Here is a 6,000-nt window from a genome sequence, read left to right as displayed (position 1 = left end):
GCCCGGTGGCGGGGCGCTTGGTGGCGGGGCGCCTGGTGCTCCGCCCGTCGGGGCGCCGCCGCACGGGCCCGCAGGCGTGGCGCAGGAGGCGCCGCCGCAGGGTCCGGCCGGAGGGCCGGTCGGGCCGGCCGGAGGGCCGGTCGCGCAACCGCAGGCGACGGCGCAACCGCAGGCGCTGAAAGCCCGGGTCAGCGCGCTGATCGCCAGCGCGCCCCGGTGGCTGCCCATGGTGCTGGTCCTCGAGGGCCTGCTCATGTTCGTCCTCGCCGTCAAGGTGCCCCCGGGGCCGCTGCGGGGTGTGGACCCTGCCGACATCGACGGTCTCGGGCTGATCTCGGCGCTCCCGGTCACCGCGTTCCTGGCGATCCTGATCATGCTCGTGTCGTTCTTCGTCACGGTCGCCCAGAGCACCGACCGCAAGTTCCTGCTGCTGTTCCAGATCGCCGCGATCGCGTTCGCCCTGCACGGTGTCGGGTCGCTCGTGGCGAGCGAGCCGCGTTTCCCCACGGCGTACATCCATGCCGGGTTCGTGGAGTTCATCAGCAGGACGGGCGAGACGGCGATCGGCATCGACGCCCGCATGGGCTGGCCGGGCTTCTTCGCGTTGTTCGCGTTCGTGACGAAGGCCGCCGGCATCAGCGACATGACGACGATCCTGCAGTGGACGCCGCTCCTGTCGAACCTGCTCTACCTGCTGCCGTTCGTGCTGATCCTGCGTCAGGTGGTGGCGACCACGCGGGCGCGGTGGTTCGCGGCGCTGCTGTTCGTGCTGGTGCAGTGGATCGGGCAGGACTACTTCTCGCCGCAGGGCTTCACGTTCGCCCTGTATCTGGCGTACGTGGCGATCCTGCTGCGATGGTTCGGGCGGGTCGAGCCGCGGACCAGGCCGATCGCCCCGAAGGGCCTGCGCAAGCTGCTCGGCAGGCTGGACGCGATGACCCCGGGCGAGCTGGCCAACACCGGCACCTACCGGGCCGACAAGCTGCTCATGCTGATGATGTTGATGGCGCTGTTCATCGCGTCGGTGGCCTCGCACCAGATCACGCCGTTCATGATGCTCGGCGTGCTGACGGCGTTCCTGCTGGTGAAGCGGACCTCGCTGACGTGGGGGCTGCCGTTCTTCCTCGGGCTCGTGGTGGCGGCCTGGATCAGCTACATGACGGTGGGCTTCTGGGCGAGCCAGATCGACACGATCTTCGGCGGTCTGGGCAACGTCCTGTCCAACCTGCGCAGCAACACCGGTGACCGGATCGAGGGCACCGACCCCGCCCACGCGATGGTGTTGCAGGCCCGCCTCGGCATCCTGGTGGTGATCCTCGGGCTGGCGGCGGCCGGGTTGTTCCGGCGGCTGCGGCGCGGGGTGTTCGACAGGTCGGCGCTGATCCTGCTCTGCGTGCCCGTGCTGGCGCTGGGGCTGCAGAACTACGGCGGCGAGATCGGGCTGCGCATCTACATGTTCGCGCTGCCCGGCGCGTGCCTGCTGGCCGCGTACGCGTTCTTCCCCAACCTGCCGGCCGACAGCGCCGACGTGCGCGAGGAGACCGTGCCGCTGCGCAAGCGGAACGTGCGCTTCAACCCCGAGCTGACCAGGAAGGTCTCGGTCGTGCTCGCGGCGTGCTTCGCGGTGCTGTTCGCGATGGCGTTCCTGCTGGCGAGGTACGGCAACGAGAAGTTCGAGCGGGTCACCACCGGCGAGGTGGCGGCCCTGCACTACGTCTACGACCACGACAAGCCCAGCGCGAGGGTGCTCTATCTGGTTCCCAAGCTGGGGCCGGAGGTCACGCCGACCCTGCCGTGGGGCGAGCGGGACGTCGAGCGGGTCAGCTTCAACGAGCAGGCGCTCGTGCACAAGGATCCGACGAAGATCGCCGATGCGGTCAAGGCGCTGCAGGAGCAGCCGCGTAACTCGTACCTGATGGTGAGCACCGGCCAGGTGAGCTACCTGCAGCTCAACGAGGGTTACCCGGCGGACTGGGGGGCCAAGTTCCGCGCGGCGCTGGACACGTCGCCCAGCCTGAAACGGGTGTTCTCCAACAAGGACGCGGCGCTCTACACCTGGAAGAAGTTCGTCAGGGGGACGGAGATCCCCGAGCCGAACTCCTACAAGGGCCGCGGCGACCCCACCTCGCCGTGGACGCCGGTGGGCATCGGGGCGCTGGTCGTGACGTGGGTGGCGCTGCTCGGCTACGAGATCATCCGCCTGAACGGCCCCAACCGGGCGCGCAGGGCCCGCAAACGGCTGTTGTTCCTGGCGGTCCCGGCGTTCGTGGTCGCCATCGCGGTGATCATCGAACGGTTCATCTACATCGCACAAAATAACTGAATTCCCAGGAAACACTCAGGTTCTACGGGATGATGGCCCTCAATGAGGGCACAGAGGACACTTCCCGCCGTACCGGACGGACGTACCACTGCTACGCGGATCGTCTCCGTCGACGCGTTGCGGGGCTTCTCGCTCCTGGGCATCCTCGTCGTCAACATCGCCTTCCTGGCCTCCGGTTACCGGATGGCCGGGATGGCGGAGCCCGCCTTCGGCTCGCCGTTCGACTGGGCCGTGCGGTGGCTTGTGACGATGTTCGTAGAGAACAAGTTCTACCTGCTGTTCTCGTTCCTGTTCGGCTACAGCCTCACCCTGCAGCTCGACTCGGCGGCGCGGCAGGGGCGCGCGTTCCGGCCGATGTTCCTGCGGCGGCTGGCCGGGCTGCTCCTGATCGGGCTGGCGCACGCCGTGCTGCTGTTCCCGGGGGACATCCTGACGACGTACGCCGCCGTGGGCCTGGTCCTGCTGTTCCTCCACCGGATCAGGCCCAGGACGGCGGTGCTGCTGGCCGTCGCGCTGACGGCGGTGCTGGCGCTCGGCTTCGTGCTGGCGGCGGTGCTGGCCATGCTGGGGCTGGACCTGTCGGGCACGATGACGGACGGCGCGGCCGAGGCCGCCAGGTCGGACGCGGCGCTGGGCGGGGGCTTCTGGCAGATCGTCTCCGAGCACCTGAGGAAGCTGTCGCTGATCATCGTGCTGCGCGTCCTGTTCCAGGGGCCGGCGGTGCTGGCCGCCTGCCTGCTCGGGCTGGCGGCCGGCAAGTCAGGCGCCCTGCGCGGCCTGTCCGCGCACACGAGGACACTGCGCAGGCTGCAGTGGACGGGCTTCACGGCCGGTCTCGCGGGGGCGGCTTTCGCCGCGCTGTCCGCCTGGACCGGCGTGGTGCACAAGTTCTGGGGCGAGGCGGTCGACCTGGCGACGGCACCGCTGCTGGCGGCCGCGTACGCGGCGACGTTCCTGCGGCTGCTGCCGCGTATGCCGCGCATCGGGCGCGCCCTGGCCGCGCCCGGCCGGATGGCGCTGTCCAACTACCTGGCGCAGTCGCTGATCTGCGCGCTGATCTTCACGGGGTACGGGCTGGCGCTCGTGGACCGGGTCAGCCCGCCGATGGAGCTGCTGATCGCCGCGGGCATCTTCGCCGCCCAGGTCCTCTACAGCCGCTCGTGGCTCAGCGGGCGACGGTACGGGCCGGTGGAGTGGCTGCTGCGTTACCTGACGTACGGGACCAGGCCGGCTCACGCGGTCAGAGCGAGCCCAGGAACTCGATCAGCGCCTCGTTGACCTCTTCCGGGCGTTCCTGGTGGATCCAGTGCCCGCAGCCGGCCAGGACCAGCGCGTCCCGCAGGTCGGGGACGGATCCCGATCTCCCGGACAGCAGATCCAGCATCGCCTGGCTCCCGTAGTCGCCTTCCCGGTCACCGATGAGGAACATGGCGGGCGCCTCGACCGGGTTCGCGCGCCATGGCTCCGACAGCTCCCAGTTGCTGTCCATGTTGCGGAACCAGTTGAGGCCGCCGGTGAACCCCGAGCGTTCGAACAGCGCCGCGTACACCTTGACGTCGTCCTCGCTCGCCCACGCCGGGAGCCTGTCGTCCCGGAGCGCGTCGACGATCGTCCCTCCGTCGGGGATCATGCCGTGCCACACCGGGGACTCGCCCGACCCGGTGTACAGGACGCGGCGCACCAGCCGTTGCGGGTCGCGCTCGAATTCGGCGGTGAGCGCCGCGTCGTCCGCCCCTGGCCGCTGGAGGCGCACGGCGAAGAAGCCGTCGCCGCGCGCGGTGCGCAGGGCCTCCACAGGCCGGGGGTACGGCTCCGACGGCTCGGCGAACCGGTCGGGCATGTTCAGTGCGGCCACCGCGGCGACCCGCTCCGGCCGCTTCTTCGCCGTGTCCCAGGCGACGAGCGCGCCCAGGTCGTGCCCGACCAGGATCGCCCTCGTCTCGCCGAGCGCCTCGATGAGCGCGGTGACGTCGCCGACGAGGTGCTCGATCGTGTAGTCGGCGACATGCGGCGGCACGTCGGTCTCACCGCACCCGCGCTGGTCGGGGGCCACGGCGCGGTAGCCGGCGGCGGCCAGTGCGGGCAGCTGGTGGCGCCATGAGTACCAGCAGTCGGGCCAGCCGTGCAGCAGCACCACCAGCGGCCCTTTAGCGCCGGCCTCGGCGACGTGCATCCGCAGGCCTCCGTCGAGGGTGAGCGTGCGGTGGGTGATGGGCGCGCCTCCGGCCACCATGCTCAAAGGCCTCTCCCGGACCACTTGATCTCGTACGGCCGTAGAGTGACCTGCCTGCCGTCGACGGTCGCGGTGACGTCTTCGCCGGACGTGTTCACCATGACGCTCTGGCGCTGCTGGCCGATGGCCTTGATCCGCTGGTCGGAGGTCCGGACCTTGGAGACCTCGATCCCGGCGGGGAACCACTTGGCGAACCCGCTCAGCAGGCCCGCCATCGGCATCTCGCCGCCCACCTTCGGCGCCCACAGGCAGCCGGGGCACTCGCCTTCGTCCTTCATCTGCGGGTTCCAGTACAGCGCCGTGGTGACGCCGCTCGTGGCGAACTCCATCAGCGCCGTCGCCTGCACCGCGGTGCGCTGCTCCTCCGTCCAGCCGGAGTTCTCCGGCTCGACGTACCACTCCGCCCACCACACCGGCAGGTCGCCGCTCTTCTGCCGCAGCCACGAGGTGATGGCGCCGAACTTGGCCTGGGCGGCGAAGTCGTCGGGGACGTTGCCCTTGTCGTTGGTCATCGACGCGCCGTCGACCACGATGAAGTCGGCGCCCTGCTTGTGGTCGATCCAGTACTGGATCGCGTCGAGCGCGCGCTGGTCGACGGTGCCCCAGGAGCCGGTGAGCTCGGAGGGCTCCTGGCTCCTGACGTTGCTCTCGACCGGGATGTACGGGCCGCCGACCTTGATGTCGCGGTTCACCTTCTTCAGGGCCGTGTAGACCTTGTTGTACAGCTCGGTGTATCCCTTGGCGTCCCACTTGTTGGTGGCCGGATCCCAGAAGCCCTTGAACTCGTTCCAGACCATGTAGTGCTTGACGGTCGGATACTGCTCGGCGACCCTGACGGCGAGCTTGGCGAAGTCGTCGAAGTGCTCGGGTTCGGGGGCGACGGTGTGGTTCTTGCTCCAGTCCGTACGCCCGGCCTTGCCGCCCTTCATCCAGTCGGGCGCGCAGCACAGCGTGATCACCGGCACCCCTCGCGACGACGACATGAAGGTCAGCCGCCGGTCGAGGTCGCCGAAGTTGAACTGCCCCGGGCTCGGCTCGGGGTTGCCGACGCCCCAGCCCATGATGTGCTGGTTCTGCACCATCGGCACCCGGCCGAGCACGCCCCTCGCCTGCTCGATGACGTGCTCCGGCTCGTTGTCGGCGCTGAACTGCGTGTGCGTGACGCCCCAGCGCGGCCAGTTGGCCAGCGCGGGCGGTTTCTCCAGCTTGGGAGCCGGCTCTGTGGGCACCTTCGTGGCGACCTGGCCGCTGAACTCGCTGCGCGCCTGTGACCTGAGCGAGGCGTAGACCATGATGCCCGCCACGAGGACGACCGCGAGGATGCCGGCTCCAAGGGCTATGGGCCATGGCGATCGTCGGCGCGCATGACGGCCATCGGTCGGGATCACTGAACGCTCCTCGTTCCTCTCAAGTCCACAAGGGGACGAACATACAGAAAGGCCGG

3 protein-coding genes and 1 pseudogene are annotated in these 6,000 nt (G+C 69.6%); 2 read left to right on the top strand and 2 right to left on the bottom strand.

Annotation, left to right across the window (positions count from 1 at the left end; all coding sequences use genetic code 11):
- A pseudogene (locus tag E1292_RS34730) lies at positions 1-2,323 on the top strand (hypothetical protein); the annotation flags it as partial.
- Between the two features lie 42 nt (positions 2,324-2,365).
- Positions 2,366-3,601: a DUF418 domain-containing protein gene (locus tag E1292_RS34725; RefSeq protein ID WP_132601123.1), complete on the top strand. Its 1,236-nt coding sequence runs from the start codon at positions 2,366-2,368 to the stop codon at positions 3,599-3,601.
- On the opposite strand, the gene E1292_RS34720 is transcribed toward E1292_RS34725, so the two are convergent.
- Together E1292_RS34720 and E1292_RS34715 are read right to left on the bottom strand one after the other, a co-directional pair.
- Entirely contained in the window at positions 3,564-4,556 is a 993-nt protein-coding gene (locus tag E1292_RS34720; protein ID WP_132601135.1) for an alpha/beta fold hydrolase, read from the bottom strand. The two genes, E1292_RS34725 and E1292_RS34720, sit on opposite strands and share 38 nt — an antisense overlap.
- A 2-nt stretch (positions 4,557-4,558) precedes the next feature.
- Positions 4,559-5,944, bottom strand: coding sequence for a GH39 family glycosyl hydrolase (locus tag E1292_RS34715; RefSeq protein ID WP_132601120.1), 1,386 nt, complete (start codon positions 5,942-5,944; stop codon positions 4,559-4,561).
- Positions 5,945-6,000 lie beyond the last annotated feature (56 nt).

Origin of the sequence: Nonomuraea deserti (assembly GCF_004348685.1) — a bacterium.
Taxonomy (GTDB): domain Bacteria; phylum Actinomycetota; class Actinomycetes; order Streptosporangiales; family Streptosporangiaceae; genus Nonomuraea; species Nonomuraea deserti.
Note: the sequence above shows the minus strand (reverse complement) of the source record. Positions and strands in the feature narration are given on the sequence as shown.

Bases quoted from the DNA above. Each gene is read 5' to 3' on its own strand.
- E1292_RS34720 (WP_132601135.1), bottom strand. From the start codon at position 4,556: ATGGTGGCCGGAGGCGCGCCCATCACCCACCGCACGCTCACCCTCGAC.
- E1292_RS34725 (WP_132601123.1), top strand. From the start codon at position 2,366: ATGAGGGCACAGAGGACACTTCCCGCCGTACCGGACGGACGTACCACT.